Below are 16,283 nucleotides of genomic sequence, written 5' to 3' on the forward strand. Positions count from 1 at the left end.
TCATTAGCAATGTGAGTAAGCTTCGTTTGTGTCCCCAAGATCTGAGAGGTAATGTTTGGCCATCTAAACAGCTAAACGGATATTTACATCATGGCACGTATACATAACTTAGGTTTTCCCCGTATCGGCAAACGCCGCGAATTGAAATTTGCTATCGAGGCCTACTGGGCCGGCGATATTACTCAGGAAGAGCTGCGCCAGCGCGGTGCGCAAATCCGCCAAGAAAATTGGGCAATGCAAAGCGAGGCCGGCATAGAGCTTTTGCCGGTAGGCGACTTTGCCTGGTACGATCAGGTTTTATCTACCTCTATGCTGGTAGGAGCCATTCCGGCGCGCCATCAAAGCGACAGCAGCAATGCACTGGACACCCTGTTCCGTATCGGCCGCGGTCGCGCGCCAACGGGCTGCGCCTGTGCCGCCAGTGAGATGACCAAATGGTTTAATACCAATTACCATTATATTGTGCCCGAGCTAAGTGCCGAGCAGCAGTTTGCGCTGAGCTTTAACGAACTTTTTGAGCAGGTAGAAGAAGCGCAGAATTTAGGGCATAAGGTCAAGCCCGTGCTGGTTGGCCCGGTAACCTATTTGTACCTGGCTAAATGTGCCGGGGACGAGTTCGACAAGCTTACCTTGTTAGAGCGCTTGTTACCTGTCTATCATCAGGTGCTGGCCAAGTTGGCGGCACAAGGGGTGGAGTGGGTGCAAATCGATGAGCCAATTTTGGCCTTGGAGCTGGATACCCACTACCGCAGTGCCTTGACTCAAAGTTTTGCCGCCTTGGCAAATCAGGGTGTGAAGCTGCTGCTGGCGACTTATTTTGATGAGGTGAGCGCCTATCTGGAAGATATCAGTGAGTATGCCATTGATGGCGCCCATTTCGACCTGGTGGCAACACCACAAAATATTGAAGCGCTGGACAAAGCCCTTGGCGAGCAGCGGGTGTTGTCTCTTGGGGTGATCAACGGCCGTAATATTTGGCGTGCCGATCTCAGTGCCATCTATGAGCGAGTGAAAGAGGTTGCTGAGCGTCGTGGCGATTCGCTGTGGCTGGCGCCATCTTGCTCTTTATTGCATACCCCGGTGGACTTGGAGCAAGAGCAACTGCTGGACGGTGAATTGAAAAGCTGGTTGGCCTTTGCCAAGCAAAAAGGCGAAGAGCTTAATTTGCTGAAAGTGGCTCTGGAGCGCTGCAACACGCAAGATATCGACACCTATAGTGCACCGGTGAAAAACCGCCGTACTTCAAGCAGGGTAAACAATGCGCAAGTGCAGCAGCGTGTGGCTCAGTTAAGTTTGGATCACGGTCAACGTCACAGCGAGTTTGCGCTGCGTGCTGAAACACAGAAGGCGGCCCTGCAATTGCCACTCTTGCCGACTACTACTATTGGCTCCTTCCCGCAGACATCGGATATTCGTAAGGCCCGTCGCGACTTTAAGGCAGGCGATTTGAGTGCCGAGGCTTATGAGCAGCAGATGCAGGAGCAAATTCAATATGCGGTGCGCGAGCAAGAAGCATTGGATATAGATGTATTGGTGCATGGTGAGGCAGAGCGTAACGACATGGTCGAATACTTCGGTGAATTGCTCGATGGTTTTGCCTTTAGCCAGTTCGGCTGGGTACAAAGTTATGGCACACGCTGTGTGAAGCCGCCTTTGATTTGGGGCGATGTGTCTCGTGCTGCCCCCATGACCTTGCAATGGACCCAGTATGCCCAGTCGCTGACTGACAAGCATATGAAGGGCATGCTCACCGGTCCTGTGACCATTTTGTTCTGGTCCTTTGTACGCGATGATCTGGATAAACCGACTATTGCCAAACAAATCGCCCTGGCGCTGCGCGACGAGGTGGTGGATCTGCAGGATGCGGGCATTAAGGTGATTCAAATCGATGAACCGGCATTTCGCGAGGGTATGCCACTGAAGGCAAGCCAGTGGCAAACGTATCTTGATTGGGCGGCCTATGCGTTCCGTGTGTCGGCCAGCGGCGTTGATGACAGCACGCAAATTCACACTCATATGTGTTACAGCGAGTTTAACGACATTATTGGCGCCATCGCCGCCATGGATGCGGATGTGATCACCATAGAGACATCGCGCTCAAATATGGAACTGCTCGATGCCTTTGAGCACTTCGATTACCCCAATGACATTGGCCCTGGGGTGTATGATATCCATACTCCGAATGTGCCCGAGGTCACATGGATCAAGGAGTTGATTCACAAGGCCGCGGCGAAAGTGCCGGTTGAGCGTCTGTGGGTGAACCCAGATTGCGGCTTGAAAACGCGAGCCTGGCCGGAAACCCGTGAGGCCTTGCAAAACATGGTCATTGCGACCAAGGAATTGCGCCAGGAGTTAAGTGCCTAGTAAAAAGAGCCATAAAAGAGCGGACGTTATAAATGTCCGCTCTTTTTAAAGCCTTTCTCACCCTTTACTTTCACTGTCTTCCCCCCTAAGATCACACAAAATTTCTAGTGGATAAGCGCAATGACACATACCCCGCAACGTATTACCCTTACTCGTCCTGATGATTGGCACATTCACCTTCGTGATGGCGAACAACTAAAAGACACGGTAAGAGACGCCAGCCGCTATATGGGCCGCGCCATTATTATGCCTAACCTGGTGCCACCGGCGACTTGTACCGATACGGCGCTGGCTTATCGTGATCGCATTATGGCTGCGGGGCCACAGGCGCATTTTGAACCCCTGATGGTGCTTTACCTAACGGATAACACCACGGCGGATGAAATTCGCAAAGCCAAGGCATCGGGTAAAATCGTTGCGGCTAAGCTGTATCCTGCCGGCGCGACCACCAACTCGGACTCGGGTGTGACTGATATCGAAAACATCTACCCTGTACTTGAAGCCATGCAGGAAGTAGGTATGTTGCTGTTGGTACACGGTGAGGTGACCGATTCCAGCATTGATATTTTCGACCGTGAAAAGGTCTTTATCGAAACCAAACTGAAAAAGGTAGTGAAGGACTTCCCTGAGCTTAAAGTGGTGTTAGAACACATCACTACCAAGGATGCCGTTGAGTTTGTGAGCTCGGCGTCAGCCAATGTGGCGGCGACCATTACCGCGCATCACCTGCTTTATAACCGCAATCATATGCTTGCCGGTGGTATTCGTCCACACTACTACTGTTTGCCGATCCTGAAGCGCAACACTCACCAGGAAGCCCTGATTGCGGCTGCCACCAGTGGTAACAGCAAGTTCTTCCTAGGTACCGACTCGGCGCCACACCTTAAGGACAAAAAAGAAGCGGCCTGTGGCTGTGCCGGTGCATACACGGCGCACGCGTCACTTGAGCTCTATGCCGAAGCCTTTGAGCAGGCCGGTGCCCTGGATAAGCTTGAAGCCTTTGCCAGCCACTTCGGCCCGGATTTTTACGGCATGCCGCGTAATACGGACACAGTGACCCTGGTACGTGAGCCTTGGCAAGTGCCGCAAAGCTATCCGCTGGCTGAAGACAAGGTGATCCCTATTTGTGCCGGTGAAATGCTGAACTGGCAGGTGAAGGACTAAGGTCTATCCCGCCATGATAGAAAAAAGCCCGATGTTTTATCGGGTTTTTTTATGTCCGTAAGAACTGACCTCTAGGGTGGGGGGCAGGGTGTTGATCTGCGTCAAGCAAGTCGCACAGTGCGGGTATGGGCGGACAATTGTCCTTATGATATAGAGTGGCTTTGACTAAGCTCTGGCGCTAAAATTAAGCACAGTCAGTGCTTCTCGCGCTATAACAAACAGGTGAAATAACCATGCACTTACCGACAGTGGACTATCAATCGCCGAACGCGCCAGCCGAATTTGTCGAATCGCTTCGCAATACCGGTTTTGGAGTGTTAACCAACCATCCGATCCCACAATCGCTGGTGGAGTCAATTTATCAGGATTGGCAGGCTTTTTTTAACTCAGAGCAAAAGCATGAGTTTCTTTTTGATAAACAAACTCAGGACGGTTATTTCCCCCCGGAGGTCAGTGAAGTGGCCAAGGGCTTTAAGGTTAAAGACATCAAAGAGTATTACCATGTCTATCCTAAAGGCCGAGTGCCGGAGCAACTGGAAGCGAACATTCGCGAGTATTATCGCTTGGCCAATGAGTTTGCCAGTGAACTGCTAAGCTGGGTACAAGAGCATGCGCCGGCGGATGTGCAGGCGAAGTTTTCTATCGATCTTAAAGACATGATCAAAGACTCGGAGCAAACTCTGCTGCGCATTTTGCACTACCCACCGATGACGGGCGATGAAGAGCCGGGCGCTATTCGTGCCGCCGCTCATGGCGATATCAACCTGCTGACCGTTTTGCCTGCGGCGAACGAGCCGGGTTTACAGGTACAAACAAAAGAGGGTGGCTGGCTGGATGTCCCTAGCGACTTTGGTAACCTGATCATCAATATCGGCGATATGCTGCAAGAGGCTTCCGGTGGTTACTTCCCATCGACCATTCACAGGGTTATTAACCCAACGGGTAAGGCCTCGACCAAGTCGCGTATCTCGTTACCCCTGTTTTTGCACCCACGCCCAGATGTGGTGCTGTCTGAGCGTTACACCGCCGACAGCTATTTGCAGGAGCGTTTGCGCGAACTAGGCGTAAAATAACGCCCATAGAACAACCATAAAAAAAGCCCGTTAAAAACGGGCTTTTTTGTTTTGAACTTGAATGCTTAGCTTATCAGCAAGGCGCGGGCCGTGAGGCCGATACCCAGGGTGATCACCACGCTGAGTAGAGTCCCCAACATCACGTATTCGGTGAGCTGCTTGTCCTTGGCGTTGGTTAAATCGCCAAAGCGAAAGACCGACTTGGCGGCAAGCACAAATCCCACGCCAGCCAACTCGTCGATAATGATAAAGGTCAGCATAAGCAGGCGCTCCAACAGGCCTATGCTGTGCCCTGCCTGTGGCAAGGCCTGTGGCAGCGTTGTTGTCTTATCACCGGCGATGCTGGCAGGCAGGTGCCAGCGCTCAAGCAGCATACGAATGGCCACGGAGCAGGGATTAAGCACCAATAAATAGGCGAGCAGGAGCACATAGGTGTTGCTGTGCATTAGCTGAGCGCTAAACCATTGGCCGAGGAGTTCGGTGTCCGTTAGGTAACAGCTGAGCGCCACCAGAATCAGAATATGCGCCCCTTGATCGATAATAAAGGGCACAAAACCATGCTTGCTGTAGGATTTTGCGACATCAATCAACCAGTGACTCGCCATGATAATTGCCGTGGCCGCCAGGACGGGGAGCCATTCACCCAGGCCATAATAACACTCCCACACCCACAATAAGGCGCCGCTCAGCGCGCCGTGCACCAACATATGTAGCGCTAACTTAGGGGATTTAAAATGGCGTTCATTGCGCTGCATCACCCAGCTTAAGGGCTGCAAATAGAAATCAGCGATTACATGGGCCAACAACAGCGCTAACAGCAGCGCAATTTGTTCATTCATGCGTGTGCTCCTTGGCGGCGACCGCGAGAAATTCATCGAGCAAATGATATTGCCCGGCATTGAGTAATTTAGTGACATTGGCCCGTGAGCTGCCCATTTGAGCAGCGATGGCGGCATGATCTTGGTGTTCCAGCCAGTGATACCAGTACAGGGCCTGGGCCTGCTTTTGGCTGGTGTGGCTAACCAGGTGGTCAACGAAGCGGATGTTTAAGGCAAAGCTGGCGCTCAGGGGCTCCTCATAGAGGCTCAGGCTCAGGCGCTTGTTTTTAATCGTATCCAGCCCCTTGCCGGAGAGCAGCAGAGCGGCCCCTGTGGCGGTTTTTACATCCTGGCGGTAGTTATCAATCGGCCCCCGCGCCTCGCTAATGCGGGCATCTAGATTCTGGCTGCGTAAATAAAGGCGTAACATCAAGGTTGCCTGCAAAGGGACCGTGGCCTTAGCGAGAATACATTGAAACGCATCGCCACGGTAAATATTGAAGTGCCCATCGAAGCGCTCGCACAGGGCCCGCAAGCCTTGCTCCAGGGTATAAAGCAGGCCGTCATATTCTGGCCCCGCCTGCTTGCTGGAGCCGACAATATCGCCGCTTAGTACTGTGTAGTGCGTTGTGGACATAGGTTTCCATACAGTTTGGTTACTTGATTAAAAGTAACTTAAAATGGTTACATTTAATTTTGTAACTGAATATAGTTACTTAACCTTGAAAGTACAAGCTTTGCCTTATTTTTGCCAGGGACACCTGTATTTTAGGTGCTTTTTGCCAGGCGCTTATAATTAGCTAATAACAAAGATATCAGATAGTTATACCCCTAAGGGGAATTTTGTTGGGAAATTTCAAAAAAGTTAATGACAACGCTGTCATTAATTGGGTAACATAATTTCAACATGATTCAGTAGGTGGTTACCGGCAAAGTGGCGTCAGCGATACTTTATCCCGGTTAAGTAAGGAATAGAGGTCTGGTAATGAGGGTAGACGCGACAACGCAGGAGCAGCTATTTATCGGTATTGACGGTGGGGGAACCAAATGCCGGGCGACCATCTATAGCCCCACTCAAGGAGTCTTGGGCACGGGGTTGGGTGGGCCTGCCAATCCCTTACATGGATTGGAGCGGACCCTGGAGTCGATCATGGTGTCGACTCAGCAGGCGCTGCGCGATGCCGGTATGAGCTTGCACCGTGTTCATGAGCTGGTGGCCGGTTTAGGCCTGGCCGGGGTCAACTTGCCAAGTCTGTATGAGCAAATCAGTGATTGGCAGCATCCCTTTAAAAAAATGTACCTGACCACGGATTTACACACCGCCTGTATTGGCGCCCATGAAGGGCAGGATGGGGCGGTGATCATTACCGGCACTGGTTCATGCGGCTTTGTCACCGTCCAGGGCAAGAGCAAAAGCTATGGAGGCCATGGGTTTGCCCAGGGCGATAAGGGCAGTGGTGCCTGGCTGGGGCTTGAAGCCCTTAAGGCGGTTTTGCTCGACCTCGATGGCCTGGGGCCACATACCCAACTTACGGCTATGTTTACCTTACACTTTAATACGCAGTCGGCGATGGCGATTGCCGAACAAATGGCAGGCCAACCCTCGAGTAGTTATGCTAAATTGGCACGTATGGTCCTCGATGCGGCGCAACAGGGCGATGCTCTGGCGAGTGCGATAGTTAAAGATGGAGCCCGTTATATCAGCATGATGGCCAAGCGCTTGTTGGCGTTTGAGCCGCCGCGTTTATCCATGATCGGCGGTTTGGCAGAGCCCTTACAGCCGTGGCTGGATGCGGACCTTGCCGCGCGCGTCGCACCGCCAAAACAGCCTCCGGAACTAGGAGCTGTCTATTTTGCGCAGCAATCATTAGCACAAGAATAACCTGGAACGAGTCACTTACAAATAAGAGTAACTGGTTACCACAAAGCCTAAGGGTATCAATACCATGAACACAAGCTACCATGCCCAGCGTTTATTTGATGGTGAACGCTTTTTGACTAACGTCTACTTTCAGGTGCGTGCGGGGAAAGTGCATTTTTTAACGCAGCCGCAAGAGCAGGCTGTCCGGCTTGAGGGCTTGGTTGCGCCCGGTTTTATCGATGTTCAGGTCAACGGCGGGGGCGGGGCGTTTTTTAATGCCGAGCCCAACCTAGCCTGTCTCCAGCAAATGGTACAGGCCCACGGTCAATATGGCACCACGGCCATGATGCCGACGCTGATCACCGATGATATTAAGGTGATGGGGGCGGCGGCCGATGCCGTTGCTCAGGCTATCAGCGCTCAGGTGCCGGGCATTGCCGGCGTGCATTTTGAAGGCCCACATTTAAGCCTGCCCAAAAAAGGCACCCACAGTGAACAATTTATTCGTGCGATCAGCACCGCAGAAATGGCCATTTATGAGCGCGACGATCTGGGCCTGAAAATGCTGACCCTGGCGCCGGAGAATGTCAGTACCGCCGACATCAAACGCCTGGTTGCCATGAAGGTTAAGGTCTCTCTGGGTCATACCAATGCGGATTACGCTACCACCATGGCGGCTCTTGATGCCGGCGCCGATGGCTTCACTCATTTATTTAATGCCATGTCTCCCTTTACCTCCCGTGAGCCGGGCGTGGTGGGCGCGGCTTTGTGGCATGACAACAGCTGGTGCGGGCTAATCGTGGATGGTCATCATCTTCACCCGGACTCCGCCAAGTTGGCTATTCGGACCAAGCAACGCGGCAAAATCATGCTGGTGACCGATGCCATGCCGCCGGTCGGTACCGACGCCACCGAGTTTGATTTCTTTGATGGTCGCAAGGTGTACCGCACCGGCGATCGTTTGAATTCCAGCACAGGTGAGCTGGCGGGCAGTGTGCTTGATATGGCCAGCGCCGTGCGCAATACGGTCAATACCCTGGATATCAGCCTGGGCGAAGCGCTGCGAATGGCCTCCCTTTATCCAGCGCACTACTTGGGTTTGCAGCGTACCAAGGGACGTCTGTTAGAAGGCTTTGATGCCGACTTTGTGGTGCTTGACGAGCACCTGCAGGCACAGGTGACCTACCTGGGCGGGCAATTAGCTTAACATTTCCTCCCTAAGACCCCGCATGCGGTAGCGCGGGGGCTTTTTACCGAGTATTTAATTGCCCCTGGCAAGTAGTGAGAAGATATGGCGACAACTGACACGGTTAAAAAGAAGCAACGCCTGGCCTCTTTGGATGCCTTACGCGGCTTTGATATGTTTTGGATCCTCGGCGGTCAGGGCATTTTCGCCGCACTTTTGGTGTTAACGGGTTGGCAAGGCTGGAAAGCATTCGAGGCGCATACGCTGCACTCTTCCTGGCATGGCTTCACCTTTTACGATCTGATTTTTCCGCTCTTTATATTTTTATCGGGCGTGGCCATGGGCTTAAGCCCTAAACGCATCGACCATTTACCCGTTAATGAGCGACGACCCTATTACCAAAAGGCTCTCAAACGACTCATCATGCTGTGTGCTTTTGGCGTGCTCTATAACCATGGTTGGGGCACCGGCATGCCTATGGCGCTGGATGAAATCCGCTATGCCAGCGTGCTTGGACGCATTGCCATTGCCTGGTTTATTGCCGCCATGCTGGTCTGGCACACCTCTATGCGCACTCAGGTGATGGTGGTCGTTGGCATCTTAGTGGGTTATTGGCTTTGGCTTTGTTTTATTCCCGTGCCCGGTGGGGTTGCCGGTGATCTAAGTGCGCCGGGCAGCTGGAACGCCTGGGTTGACCAACGCCTGTTACCGGGTATTAGTTATCAGAATAGGCCGGTTGATCCTGAGGGACTATTGTCGAATATTCCCGCGGTGGCCAACGCCATGCTGGGAGTCTTTGCCGGGCGTCTGGTTGCTCAAGCGCAAGAGCGTGGGCAGTGGCGAATTACCGCTATATTGCTGGGCTGCGGGCTTGTTAGCCTGATCTTGGGCTGGCTATGGGATGGAATTTTTCCTGTTAACAAAGAGCTTTGGACTAGCTCCTTTGTGCTGGTGACCGTGGGCTGGAGTGCCATGTTGCTGGCGGTATTCTACGCCTTGGTTGATGTCCTGGGTCTTCAACGGTGGGCTTATCCCTTTGTGATTATCGGCGCCAATTCCATCATTATTTACCTGGCGTCCAGCCTGGTTAGTTGGAGCCATGTATCGAAAAGCCTGTTTGGCGGCGTGATACGTGCCGTCCCTGAGCCTTGGCAGCCCTTGGTTGGTGTAATAGTGCTGCTGGGCGTACAGTTGCTGGTGCTACACTGGATGTATCGACGCAAGATCTTTGTCAGTGTCTAAGCCTTTATCCGGCGTAGGTAACAGCAAACAAAGCTAAAACAAAAATCCATGCCTGTTTCGTCGCTTTGGCTTTACAAGGGGAAATGAAAAAGGTAAAAATGACAACGTTGTCATAATGGTGTGACCTAATAACCATCCCTATTAGGCGCTGATCTATGGTCAGGGGCCAATTGCACGGAGCGCTTGACCATAGATCCCATTTTTTTCAACTTTAACAACGAGCTAGACATGCAAATTGTGATTCTAAAAGACGCGACGGCGGTTGCTCACTATGGCGGTGAGTTGTTTGCGGCGCAGTTAAAAAAACAGCCTGCCTCGGTATTGGGTTTAGCGACCGGTTCAACGCCCGTTACCTTGTATCAAAACCTCATCAAGCTAAATCAGCAAGGGGACATAACCTTTGCCCAGGCGCAGAGTTTTAACCTCGATGAATACCTGGGCTTGCCCGGTGAACATCCGCAAAGTTACCGCTACTTTATGAATCAGCAGTTGTTTAATCATATTGATATCGATATTAACAACACCCATGTGCCGCCAGGCAATGCGGACGATCCCATTGCGGCCTGCGAGCAGTACGAGCGGCAAATAGCCGAGGCTGGTGGGATTGATTTGCAACTACTTGGCATAGGTCGCAACGGCCATATTGGTTTTAATGAACCCTCGTCCGGCTTGACCTCGCGTACTCGGGTAAAAACCCTGACCAAAGCAACCATTGCCGATAATGCGCGCTTCTTTGCCGAGGGCGAATACCAGCCCCATTTATCCATCACCATGGGCATAGGCACCATATTGGATGCCAAAAAGGTGGTATTACTGGCAACTGGCGAGAGTAAGGCTGCGGCCATTGCCGCTACGGTCGAAGGGCCGCTCAGTGCCGCTTGCCCGGCATCGGCGCTGCAAATGCATCAAAATGCCGTGCTGGTGATAGATGAAGCGGCGGCAAGTAAGTTGGCGGATGTGGACTTTTACAAACATATTGAAGCCGAAAACCAAAAGCTGCTTGCTCGCCTGGGCAAAAGATAACTTCTTCATTAGCTAGATTAAAAAGCCCTAATTAGGGCTTTTTTTGTCGCTGTCGATAGGCCGCAAATATGCTAGGGTAGAGGCATTCGATTTTTTGGCCCGTGTTTAGATTTAGATGTTGCAATACTCCCAGTTGCCCCTCGACCGTCACTCCAGTGACCGCAAAGACCCAAATTGGCTTATTAACAAGCGCCAAGGTGGGCGTTATGTGCTTATCAATAACGACCATAATTTGTTTGTTCCAGACTCACCCATCGCTGCTTTTGTCGATTACCAAGCCGTAAAAGAGTTTGATGTGGATAATGCCATCTATCTGGGCGAGCACGAGCAGCAGCATTACTTCGCCCTGGATGTCAGTGCACCGCTGGCCGAGATAAAGCAGTTCGCCGGCCATGAATTCGTTGATATCCGCAAGTATGGACCCGTGGTTGATGCCCATGATGCGGCCATTTTAGTGCTGGCTCGGGGCCTGTGCCACTGGCATAAAACTCACACATTTTGTGGTCGCTGCGGCACCCAAAACTTTGTCGCCGAGGCCGGTCATGCGCGTAAATGCAGCAATAAGAACTGTCGCCACTTAACCTTCCCAAGAACCGACCCTGCGGTGATCATGTTGGTTCATTATCCCTTTAGCGATGGTATTGAGCGTTGCTTATTGGGCCGTCAGGCGAGTTGGCCTCAAGGCGTTTATTCTACCTTGGCCGGATTTGTAGACCCGGGTGAAACGCTCGAAGCCGCCGTGGCCCGTGAGGTGATGGAAGAGGCGGGGGTGGAGGTGGAAAACCCCAGGTATATCGCCTCTCAGCCGTGGCCTTTTCCCAGCTCTTTAATGCTCGGCTATATGGCCAAAGCAAAAAGCACAGATATCTTTGTTGACCAGGACGAGCTCAGCGAGGCGAGATGGTTTTCCCGTCAGGAACTGCGCGATTTTGGTAACTGGGGGGACGAGGGCGAGCATTTCAAATTGCCCCGTCAGGACTCTATCTCACGGTTTTTGATCGACTCTTGGATAGCACAGAATGAGGACCAGGAATGAAAAAAGAAACGCAGCTGATCGCCGCCGGGCGCAGTAAAAAGTACACCCAGGGGGTTGTGAACCCTGTATTGCAGCGGGCATCCACCGTGGTATTCGACAGCGTGGCCGAATTTAAAGAAGCGGCTAAAAATCGCGGTAATCGCGCCTTATTTTACGGTCGTCGCGGCACCAATACCCATTTTGCCCTGCAAGAAGCCATTGCCGAGCTAGAAGGCGGCGCCGGCTGTGCCTTGTATCCAAGCGGCGCGGCAGCCATTGCCAATACGCTGTTGTCATTTGTGAAGGCCGGGGATCATATCCTGATGATGGATACCGCTTATGAGCCAACCCGTGACTTTTGCAATAAGGTACTGAGCGGACTAGGCGTAAGCACCACCTATTACGATCCCATGATAGGCGCAGGCATAAGCGAACTAATTCAGGACAACACCCGAGTGCTGTTTATGGAGTCTCCCGGGTCCATCACCATGGAGGTACAGGATGTGCCGGCCCTGGTTAAGGTGGCCAAGGAGCATGGCTTAATTACCATGCTCGATAATACGTACGGCAATGGCCTGCAGTTTCGACCCTTGGATCACGGCGTCGATATTAGTATCCAGGCCGCCACCAAATATATTGTTGGCCACAGCGATGTGATGATGGGTGTCAGTGTTGCCAACGAGCGCTACTGGCCCACCTTGCGTGAGCAATCCTACCTGCTTGGTCAGTGCTGCAGCGCCGACGATGCTTATATGGCGCTGCGCGGTTTGCGCACCATGGCGGTGCGTTTGGCACAGCATGAGCAGGCGGCGCTAACGGTGGCAAACTGGATAAGCACCCACCCGCTGGTTGACCATGTGCGTCATCCGGCGTTACCAAGCTGTCCTGGGCATGAGCACTTTAAGCGTGATTTTCACGGCAGCAATGGGTTGTTCTCCGTGGTAATGAAAAAGGGCAATCAGCAGGCGCTGGATGCTTTGGTTGAAGCCTTGCATCACTTTAAAATGGGCTTTTCCTGGGGCGGGTTTGAGAGTTTGATCACCACGGGGCTGACCATGGCGCCGCTGCGCAGCGTGACCGGTTGGGCGCATGGGCCGATTATTCGCCTGCATATTGGCTTAGAGAATGTGGATGACCTGATAGAGGATCTGAGTCAGGGTCTGGATGTGTATGCTAAGGTTTGTGCTCAGGCTTAGCCCACAAGCCGTAGACTTTACTGAAACATCTTTTTACAAGCGCTCATACTTTTGAGCGCTTTTTTCATTTATAGTGGTAAGCAACTAATAATACCAATTGCATTAAATAGATGGTCTATTATGGCGTCAGATAAATGGCCCAATGACAAGGCGAAAATTTCAGTATGTAGTTGTTCTACATCTGTAATTTTAAACGATGTAAGTGGGTTATTTAGCTCGCAAGAATGATAAGAACTTTAATAAAATTGGTATAATAATAAGGATAACGCCATGGACCCTGTGCGTATTGGCAAGCTTATGCAGTTTGAGCTAGCGCGGCATTTTTTAACTAAGAAAGCCTGGCTGGCACTGTTGGCCTTTGCCCTAGTGTGGCTGATGATTTACCGCTATGGCGTGTATGAAGCGGTGAATATCTTGGCTCAGCCGGAGTTTGAGCAGTTTATTTTAGCCGTGTTTGGCAACCTAGGTCTGCAAAGCCTGTTGCATTGGCCCGATGCCGAGATGGCGGTGTATTGCCTAATCGCCATGCTCACCTTTCCACCTTTTATCATCTATTTGTGCAGCGATCAGTTTGTCAGTGACCGTGAGCGCGGCACTCTGCGCTTTATTGCCTTGCGGGCCACACGCCTGGAAATCGTACTGGGACGTTTTTTCGGTCATGCCCTCAGTACCGCATTCTTAATTGCCATTAGTTTGTGTGGGGCGCTTATTTTGGTGGCGCTGCGCGATATCAGTATTCTTCCACAAGCGCTTTGGCATGCCCTTCAGTTTGAACTTCTGTTACTGGTTAATTTACTGCCCTTTATTGCTCTCATGTCTTTGCTCAACACCGTGGCGCGCTCATCGCGAATGGCACTGATTTATGTGATCTTGCTCTACACTCTGGGCTTGCTGATCTTATCCATACTGCAGGTGAAACTGGGTGTGCCCGAGGCGCTGGATTATTTGTTCCCCGGTGAGCCGCTCGACCAGATTGCGACTTTACGCCCGCCCTTAATGAGCGCGGTGTTGTGGCCGCTGGTGCAAACGGGGCTCTTCCTGGGGCTTGGCTTTTATAAATTTCAGCGAGGCAGTCTATGAGTTTGTTAATAGAAGCCAAGGGCGTCAGCCATTTCTTCGGTGCCAAGCAAGCGCTGCAAGATGTGAATATCGAATTGGCGGCGGGCAACCCCATAGCCCTGGTCGGCCCCAATGGCGCCGGTAAAACCACCTTATTCAGTTTAATCTGCGGCTACTTGCAACCGAGCCGGGGTGAGCTGCGCGTGCTTGGCCATAAGCCGGGCAGTGCGGCCTTGTTCGGCCAGCTTTCGGCGCTGCCACAAGATGCTTTACTCAGTCCGGATTTTAGCGTGGGCGAACAGCTAGGTCTGTTTGCGCGGCTGCAAGGGTTTAGTCGTGCCCAGGCGCGCAGCGAATGCGAGCGGGTGTTGGAGCTGGTGAGTCTGTCCGAGACACTTAATAACCGTCCCAACGAACTGTCACACGGCATGAAAAAACGTATCTGTATAGCGCAGGCGCTGATCGGCTCGCCTAAACTGGTGATGTTGGATGAAGCCACCGCGGGACTTGATCCGGTCAATGCCAGGGCTATTCGCGAGCTGGTGAGTATGCACAGCGATCACACCACCTTTGTGCTCAGCTCTCATGACTTGTCCGAGCTCGAACGTTTGTGTGATCGCGTCTTGTATTTACGCCAGGGGCAATTGGCAACTCACGAACTTAATCAAGGCGGCACGCAGCTGAGGTATCTTACTCTGCAACTGCGAGAGCAAGATGCGCAGGTGGTAGAGCGACTAAAAACCCTTGAACGGGTGATTGAGGTGAGTAATAGTCAACGTAATGAATTTGTGATCGGCTACGAACATCAGGTCGATTCTGAGGCCATGGATATTCAGGTGCTAAGATTATGTCATCAGCAAGGATGGCAATACCGGGCACTGGTCAATGGCCACACACTCGAAAACCAACTTTTTGCAACAGGAGCCTAATATGGGACTTTTAAGTGGATTAATGGGAAATGCCAGTGAAGTGGACGGCGAGGAGCTGGAAACCTTGCTCGAAGAAATTCTGGCTCCAGGAGAGAACCTGGAAAAGGCTTACAAGGTGATCCGTGATTTATTCTTGTTTACCAACAAACGCTTAATCTTGGTGGACAAACAAGGGATGACGGGATCAAAAATGGAGGTGCTCAGCATTCCTTACGGCAAGATCACCAAGTTCAGTAAAGAAAGCGCCGGCCACTTTGATATGGATGCGGAACTGAAGATCTGGATAGGCTCGGATAAGGAGCCGTTGACGAAAAACTTTAAGGCCGGTGACAACATTAATGAGGTTTATCGAATATTGTCACGCTACGCTTTGTAAGAATTTGTACCTATATCTAACAATACCTAACATTTATTTAAAACAATCAAATGGTTAGTTAAGTTATAATTCAGTTCAGCGGCGCTAGAGTGGCGCTGCTTTATTTAGATATAGGGAAATCTATTATGAAAAAACTAACTGTTGCCATCGCATCTGTACTTTTCTCAGGCGCTGCATTCGCCCAATCTTATCAGTCGATCACCGACCTTGAATACGTTAACTTCGACTCTGATGACTTTGTTTCTTTAAGCTCTAAGTACTATTTCGCGCCTAAGCAAGTACTTGGCCCGTTGGATCAGTTTGAATATATCAACAAAACCACCAATGTATATGGCGGTCTTGCTGATAGTGACTTTGCCACTAGCTACAATGTAGGCGGTGAGTACTTCTACAATAGCTTTGTATTTGGCGCATCATACAACACCACTGACATTGATGATGCCGGTGACGTTGATGGCTACACACTAAGCCTAGGTTACCTGGTAAATGATGACCTGCTGTTTAAAGTTGACCGTGTTGATTACGAGCACGCCGATGAAGTTTACTTCTTCTCTGCTCAATACAATCACGCGCTAAACGCCACCGATTACATCGGTTTTACTGCAAAAGTTGACGACGAGTTCGATCACCGTGAAGTAAGCGCGAAATACTTTAAAGATTTGCAGCACGGTAACTACCTTACGGTTGATGCTGCATTTATCGATATTGAAGATGGAGACAGCTACTGGCAGCTTGGCTCTAGCTACTACTTCAGCAAAGCAACCTCGGCATTCGTTCAGTTTGATGAAGAAGACAACTATGGCTTCGGTGCTAAGCACTTCTTCACTACCAACTTTGCTGTGACTGCTGGTTATGGTAACAACTGGGATGACTCAGACCTAGATCAGTACTACCTAAAAGCCACGGCGCAGTTCTAATCTGCTCGGGATTCTAGGAATAAAAAAAGCCGCGATTATCGCGGCTTTTTTGTTATTTAA

Annotated in this window: 15 protein-coding genes; 13 read left to right on the forward strand and 2 right to left on the reverse strand. The window is 51.3% G+C overall.

The features are described from left to right. Positions 1-90 precede the first annotated feature (90 nt). From metE to KD147_RS13400, 3 genes are all read left to right on the forward strand, one after another. Complete coding sequence (gene metE / locus KD147_RS13390) at positions 91-2,364, forward strand: 5-methyltetrahydropteroyltriglutamate--homocysteine S-methyltransferase (RefSeq protein WP_212548175.1); 2,274 nt, start codon at positions 91-93, stop codon at positions 2,362-2,364. Between the two features lie 120 nt (positions 2,365-2,484). Beyond that, a complete protein-coding gene (gene pyrC / locus KD147_RS13395; protein WP_105254781.1) occupies positions 2,485-3,528 on the forward strand; it encodes a dihydroorotase in 1,044 nt (347 codons plus the stop codon). 233 nt (positions 3,529-3,761) lie between these two features. Then, on the forward strand, positions 3,762-4,601 hold the full coding sequence (locus tag KD147_RS13400; RefSeq protein ID WP_105254782.1) for an isopenicillin N synthase family dioxygenase: 840 nt from the start codon (positions 3,762-3,764) through the stop codon (positions 4,599-4,601). 65 nt (positions 4,602-4,666) lie between these two features. Here KD147_RS13400 and KD147_RS13405 read toward each other — a convergent pair whose 3' ends face one another. Together KD147_RS13405 and KD147_RS13410 are read right to left on the reverse strand one after the other, a co-directional pair. Then, on the reverse strand, positions 4,667-5,440 hold the full coding sequence (locus KD147_RS13405) for a DUF3307 domain-containing protein (RefSeq protein WP_212548176.1): 774 nt from the start codon (positions 5,438-5,440) through the stop codon (positions 4,667-4,669). Then, on the reverse strand, positions 5,433-6,056 hold the full coding sequence (locus KD147_RS13410) for a hypothetical protein (protein ID WP_105190713.1): 624 nt from the start codon (positions 6,054-6,056) through the stop codon (positions 5,433-5,435). Before KD147_RS13410 ends, KD147_RS13405 begins: the two co-directional genes overlap by 8 nt. 348 nt (positions 6,057-6,404) lie before the next feature. Here KD147_RS13410 and nagK point away from each other — a divergent pair, with 348 nt between their 5' ends. From nagK to KD147_RS13460, 10 genes are all read left to right on the forward strand, one after another. Continuing rightward, positions 6,405-7,301 (forward strand): N-acetylglucosamine kinase, encoded by an 897-nt coding sequence (nagK, locus tag KD147_RS13415; protein ID WP_105254788.1) that lies wholly within the window; start codon positions 6,405-6,407, stop codon positions 7,299-7,301. A 64-nt stretch (positions 7,302-7,365) separates the two neighbouring features. After that, the gene (gene nagA, locus KD147_RS13420) at positions 7,366-8,487 is read left to right on the forward strand and encodes an N-acetylglucosamine-6-phosphate deacetylase (protein ID WP_105254789.1); all 1,122 of its coding nucleotides are present in this window, start codon (positions 7,366-7,368) and stop codon (positions 8,485-8,487) included. A gap of 84 nt (positions 8,488-8,571) precedes the next feature. Then, complete coding sequence (gene nagX / locus KD147_RS13425; RefSeq protein ID WP_212548177.1) at positions 8,572-9,708, forward strand: transmembrane glucosamine N-acetyltransferase NagX; 1,137 nt, start codon at positions 8,572-8,574, stop codon at positions 9,706-9,708. Positions 9,709-9,936: 228 nt separating this feature from the next. Beyond that, positions 9,937-10,731: a glucosamine-6-phosphate deaminase gene (nagB, locus tag KD147_RS13430; RefSeq protein ID WP_212548178.1), complete on the forward strand. Its 795-nt coding sequence runs from the start codon at positions 9,937-9,939 to the stop codon at positions 10,729-10,731. A 115-nt stretch (positions 10,732-10,846) separates the two neighbouring features. Continuing rightward, entirely contained in the window at positions 10,847-11,767 is a 921-nt protein-coding gene (gene nudC, locus KD147_RS13435) for an NAD(+) diphosphatase (protein ID WP_105254791.1), read from the forward strand. After that, complete coding sequence (locus tag KD147_RS13440) at positions 11,764-12,942, forward strand: cystathionine beta-lyase (protein ID WP_212548179.1); 1,179 nt, start codon at positions 11,764-11,766, stop codon at positions 12,940-12,942. Before nudC ends, KD147_RS13440 begins: the two co-directional genes overlap by 4 nt. A gap of 270 nt (positions 12,943-13,212) precedes the next feature. Beyond that, positions 13,213-14,022 carry an ABC transporter permease subunit gene (locus KD147_RS13445; protein ID WP_105200445.1) on the forward strand — a complete coding sequence of 270 codons (810 nt, stop codon included), beginning with the start codon at positions 13,213-13,215 and terminating at the stop codon, positions 14,020-14,022. Further along, complete coding sequence (locus tag KD147_RS13450) at positions 14,019-14,930, forward strand: ABC transporter ATP-binding protein (RefSeq protein WP_212548180.1); 912 nt, start codon at positions 14,019-14,021, stop codon at positions 14,928-14,930. Before KD147_RS13445 ends, KD147_RS13450 begins: the two co-directional genes overlap by 4 nt. A 1-nt stretch (position 14,931) precedes the next feature. Next, positions 14,932-15,306 (forward strand): PH domain-containing protein, encoded by a 375-nt coding sequence (locus KD147_RS13455; protein WP_105200443.1) that lies wholly within the window; start codon positions 14,932-14,934, stop codon positions 15,304-15,306. A gap of 125 nt (positions 15,307-15,431) precedes the next feature. After that, on the forward strand, positions 15,432-16,223 hold the full coding sequence (locus tag KD147_RS13460; RefSeq protein WP_212548181.1) for a putative porin: 792 nt from the start codon (positions 15,432-15,434) through the stop codon (positions 16,221-16,223). Positions 16,224-16,283: the final 60 nt, after the last annotated feature.

It is taken from the genome of Pseudoalteromonas sp. BDTF-M6 (genome assembly GCF_018334135.1).
In the GTDB taxonomy this organism is placed as follows: Bacteria; Pseudomonadota; Gammaproteobacteria; order Enterobacterales; family Alteromonadaceae; genus Pseudoalteromonas.

Bases quoted from the DNA above. Each gene is read 5' to 3' on its own strand.
- metE (WP_212548175.1), top strand. From the start codon at position 91: ATGGCACGTATACATAACTTAGGTTTTCCCCGTATCGGCAAACGCCGC.
- pyrC (WP_105254781.1), top strand. From the start codon at position 2,485: ATGACACATACCCCGCAACGTATTACCCTTACTCGTCCTGATGATTGG.
- KD147_RS13400 (WP_105254782.1), top strand. From the start codon at position 3,762: ATGCACTTACCGACAGTGGACTATCAATCGCCGAACGCGCCAGCCGAA.
- KD147_RS13405 (WP_212548176.1), bottom strand. From the start codon at position 5,440: ATGAATGAACAAATTGCGCTGCTGTTAGCGCTGTTGTTGGCCCATGTA.
- KD147_RS13410 (WP_105190713.1), bottom strand. From the start codon at position 6,056: ATGTCCACAACGCACTACACAGTACTAAGCGGCGATATTGTCGGCTCC.
- nagK (WP_105254788.1), top strand. From the start codon at position 6,405: ATGAGGGTAGACGCGACAACGCAGGAGCAGCTATTTATCGGTATTGAC.
- nagA (WP_105254789.1), top strand. From the start codon at position 7,366: ATGAACACAAGCTACCATGCCCAGCGTTTATTTGATGGTGAACGCTTT.
- nagX (WP_212548177.1), top strand. From the start codon at position 8,572: ATGGCGACAACTGACACGGTTAAAAAGAAGCAACGCCTGGCCTCTTTG.
- nagB (WP_212548178.1), top strand. From the start codon at position 9,937: ATGCAAATTGTGATTCTAAAAGACGCGACGGCGGTTGCTCACTATGGC.
- nudC (WP_105254791.1), top strand. From the start codon at position 10,847: ATGTTGCAATACTCCCAGTTGCCCCTCGACCGTCACTCCAGTGACCGC.
- KD147_RS13440 (WP_212548179.1), top strand. From the start codon at position 11,764: ATGAAAAAAGAAACGCAGCTGATCGCCGCCGGGCGCAGTAAAAAGTAC.
- KD147_RS13445 (WP_105200445.1), top strand. From the start codon at position 13,213: ATGGACCCTGTGCGTATTGGCAAGCTTATGCAGTTTGAGCTAGCGCGG.
- KD147_RS13450 (WP_212548180.1), top strand. From the start codon at position 14,019: ATGAGTTTGTTAATAGAAGCCAAGGGCGTCAGCCATTTCTTCGGTGCC.
- KD147_RS13455 (WP_105200443.1), top strand. From the start codon at position 14,932: ATGGGACTTTTAAGTGGATTAATGGGAAATGCCAGTGAAGTGGACGGC.
- KD147_RS13460 (WP_212548181.1), top strand. From the start codon at position 15,432: ATGAAAAAACTAACTGTTGCCATCGCATCTGTACTTTTCTCAGGCGCT.